This window comes from Halomonas sp., from assembly GCF_052095765.1.
GTDB lineage: Bacteria > Pseudomonadota > Gammaproteobacteria > Pseudomonadales > Halomonadaceae > Halomonas.
Map to the genome: position 1 here is coordinate 1 of NZ_JBQDJZ010000143.1, position 3,866 is coordinate 3,866.

Here is a 3,866-nt window from a genome sequence, read left to right on the forward strand (position 1 = left end):
CTTTATCGGGCTTGGCAACATGGGCGCGCCCATGGCCAGCAACCTCAGCGCAGCAGGTTATGAGCTTGTTGTGTTTGATCTGGTGGAAGACGCGCTGGTCGCGTTGGAGCAGCAAGGTGCAAAGCGAGCCAGCAGCGCCGCTGAAGCCTGTGCCAATGCCGAGGTCGTGGTGTCGATGCTACCGGCGGGTGCCCATGTTCGCGGGCTCTATCTCGGTGATGATCATCAGCCGGGCCTGCTGGATATGCTGAGTCACAAACCGTTGATCATCGATGCCTCGACAATCTCTCCCGAAGACGCCCGTACGATGGGTGCTGAGGCCAGTCAGCGTGGTTTCAGCTATTTGGATGCACCGGTTTCTGGGGGGATTGGTGGCGCGAAGGCTGGCACCCTGACGTTCATTGTAGGTGGTGATCAGGTTGCATTTGAGCAGGCAAGGCCAGTGCTGGAAGTAATGGGTAAGAATATTTTTCATGCCGGCGAGAACGGCGCAGGGCAGGTTGCCAAAATCTGCAACAACATGCTGCTTGCGGTGCTGATGAGCGGCACCGCAGAGGCATTAGCGCTGGGGGTAAACAGTGGCATGGATCCGGCGGTGCTCTCGGAGATCATGAAGCAGAGCAGCGGCGGCAACTGGGCGCTTAATGTTTACAACCCCTGGCCGGGTGTCATGGAAGGCTCGGCTGCCTCGCGTGATTACCAGGGAGGGTTCCTAACTGACTTGATGGCCAAAGACCTTGGGCTGGCTTGGGAGCTGGCGCTGGATTCAAAGTCAACTATTCCTATGGGATCCGAGGCGCGCAACCTGTTTGCTCTGCATAGTGCCCAGGGCAACGGGAAGCTGGACTTTTCCAGCATCCAACGATTGTATCGGGGCAATGATGGCAGCTGACGAGAGTTGATAATAGCGGTTGTTATCTAGCGCTAAGAGCCAGCGCTCAAGGAACTGCCATTGCACGCTCTGACTGGTTTGTCTGGGCGTGTTTTTTTCGCCGTCGCCTTGCCACGGATAAATTTCGTCAACCGGGTGTTTTTTGACATATAAAGCTGGCGCAGTCCTTTTTTTTAGTCTACATTTATTAAGAATGTAGAAATTATCAACAACGGAGTCGATTTATCATGAGTCAGATTACCCCCGTCACCTGGGAAGACCCCTTCCGTCTGATTGATCAGCTCGATGAAGACGAGCGCATGGTACAGCAGACCGCCTACGACTATTGTCAAGAGCAGCTGATGCCACGCGTGCTTGAGGCTAACCGCCATGAGCACTTTGATCGTGAGATCATGAACGAGATGGGCGAGCTTGGTTTGCTGGGCGCCACCATAGATGGCTATGGATGCGCTGGGATGAACTATGTCAGCTACGGCCTGATTGCCCGTGAGGTCGAGCGAGTCGATTCCGGTTACCGCAGCGCCATGAGTGTGCAGTCCAGCCTAGTGATGTATCCCATTCACGCCTTCGGCAGTGAAGCCCAGAAAGATAAGTACCTGCCAAAACTGGCCACCGGAGAGTGGGTTGGCGCCTTCGGCTTGACCGAGCCTGATCACGGTTCTGATCCGGGCGGCATGAGTACGCGTGCTACGCGTACCGACGGCGGCTGGCGGATTAACGGAACCAAGACCTGGATCACCAACTCGCCGATCGCCGATGTGTTTGTTATCTGGGCCAAGGACGATGAAGGGGTGATTCGTGGCTTTATCCTCGAAAAGGGCATGAAGGGTCTGAGTGCTCCCAAGATCGACGGTAAGTTCAGCCTACGCGCCTCCATTACCGGCCAGATTGCCATGCAGGATGTCGAGGTCTCTGACGACCAGCGTCTGCCGGAGGTCACCGGACTGAAAGGGCCGTTCTCGTGCCTCAACCGTGCTCGCTACGGTATCGCCTGGGGCACTATGGGGGCCGCTGAAGCTTGTTGGCACGCTGGGCTGGAGTACACGCTGGACCGCAAGCAGTTTGGCCGCCCGCTGGCTGCTAACCAGCTGATCCAGAAGAAGCTCGCGGACATGCAGACCGAGATCGCCCTTGGGCTACAGGCCGCACTGCGTGTGGGTCGGATGATCGATGCCGGCCAGCTGGTGCCGGAAGCCATTTCGCTGATCAAGCGCAACAACTGCGGCAAGGCACTCGATATCGCCCGTGTGGCGCGAGACATGCACGGCGGCAACGGCATCTCTGATGAATACAACGTGATCCGCCACGTCATGAACCTTGAAGCGGTAAACACCTACGAAGGCACCCATGATGTACATGCGTTGATCCTGGGGCGTGCCCAGACGGGTATCCAGTCATTCAGCTGCCCGTAAACGCTGGGCGCAGCCTGTGAAAGACACAGAGCAGGGTGCGTGACCCTGCTCTGTGTCGGCGTTCAGTGGTAACTAGTCGTGCAATCGTCGAAGGCAAGGAGACTGTGAATGAAAGCCCCCCTGGAAGGCGTCGTGGTGCTTGACATGTCACGCGTGCTGGCCGGGCCCTGGTCCGGTCAGTTGTTGGCGGATCTCGGTGCCCGGGTGATCAAAATCGAACACCCCGAGCGTGGCGATGACACCCGTGGCTGGGGCCCCCCCTGGCTCGATGGTGGCGGAGATGATGCTGGCGAGTCGAGCGATACTGATCGCCTGGCGGCTTACTATCTGTGTGCTAATCGCGGCAAGCAGTCCCTGGGCGTGGATATCGCTACGCCCGAAGGGCAGCAGCTGATCCGGCGCCTGGCCGCCGGTGCTGATGTGATGCTCGAGAACTTCAAGGTCGGCGGGCTGGCGCGTTACGGGCTGGATGCCGAGACGCTGCGCGCTGAGAATCCCGCGCTGGTAGTGTGTTCAATTACCGGTTTTGGTCAGGACGGTCCCTGGTCGCATCGCCCAGGCTATGACTTCATGGTGCAGGCGCTGGGCGGGCTGATGAGCTTGACTGGTGAACCGGACGGCATGCCGATGAAGACGGGCGTAGCGATCACTGATGTCATGACCGGGCTCTATGCCACGGTGGGTGTGCTGGCGGCGCTCCATGAGCGGGCGCAGACCGGCAAAGGGCGTCACATCGACGTGGCTTTGTTGGATGTGCAGTTGGCGACCCTGGCCAATCAAGCGCTGAATACTCTGGTGTCTGGGGAAAACCCTGAGCGCTTCGGCAATGCCCATCCCAATATCGTGCCGTATGAAGCCTTTGGCTGTGCCGATGGCTATCTGGTGCTGACGGTGGGCAACGATGCGCAGTTCTCACGGTTGGCAGCACTTCTGGGCCATGCCGAGTGGGCTGAGGATCCGGCCTACGCCACCAATGCGGCTCGAGTAGGTAATCGCGACGTGCTAGTGAAGAAGATCAATGCGGAGCTGAGCAAGCGTGGCCGTGATGAATGGCTGGCCGAGCTTGAAACCTGCGGGATTCCAGCCGGGCCTATCAATGGTGTCAGCGAGGCTTTTGCCTGCCCGCAAGCGCAGCATCGTCAGATGCATCGCACCCTGAAGAGCGGGGCTAGGGATATTCCGCAGGTGGCCAACCCGCTGCGCTTTGACGGCGTGAGTGCGACCAGCGACACGCCTCCACCGACTCTGGGACAAGACAGCGACAGCGTGTTGGCGGGCATGGGACTGAGCAAGGATGATATCGCCAGGTTGCGTAGTGAGGGTATTGTTCGCTGACAGTTAAATCCCTCTGTCCATCATTGATGCCACTGCCGTGTTTCAGCAGTGGTTTTTTTGTGTCAGTAAAACGCTTGAGATCACTGACTGTGGCTTTTAGGCGGCAGCATGGAATAAGACCTAAGTCGTGTTTTGGCTAGCTATCACACAAGAAGACGCTCAAAGAGCATAACTTAGCAAAAATCCGCGTAAACCTCCGCCCAATGCGGGCGGAGATACAAGCGGGA

At 58.0% G+C, this 3,866-nt stretch carries 3 protein-coding genes; all 3 read left to right on the top strand.

Annotated elements, in window-relative coordinates:
• Positions 1 to 892, top strand: an 892-nt coding sequence (gene mmsB, locus ACTH3D_RS12780; protein ID WP_441667520.1) for a 3-hydroxyisobutyrate dehydrogenase, incomplete at its 5' end; no start/stop codon positions are given.
• 227 nt (positions 893 to 1,119) lie between these two features.
• Positions 1,120 to 2,304, top strand: a complete 1,185-nt coding sequence (locus ACTH3D_RS12785) for an acyl-CoA dehydrogenase (RefSeq protein ID WP_441667522.1) — start codon at positions 1,120 to 1,122, stop codon at positions 2,302 to 2,304.
• Positions 2,305 to 2,412: 108 nt separating this feature from the next.
• Positions 2,413 to 3,639, top strand: coding sequence for a CaiB/BaiF CoA transferase family protein (locus ACTH3D_RS12790; RefSeq protein ID WP_441667523.1), 1,227 nt, complete (start codon positions 2,413 to 2,415; stop codon positions 3,637 to 3,639).
• The last annotated feature ends 227 nt before the right edge of the window (positions 3,640 to 3,866 follow it).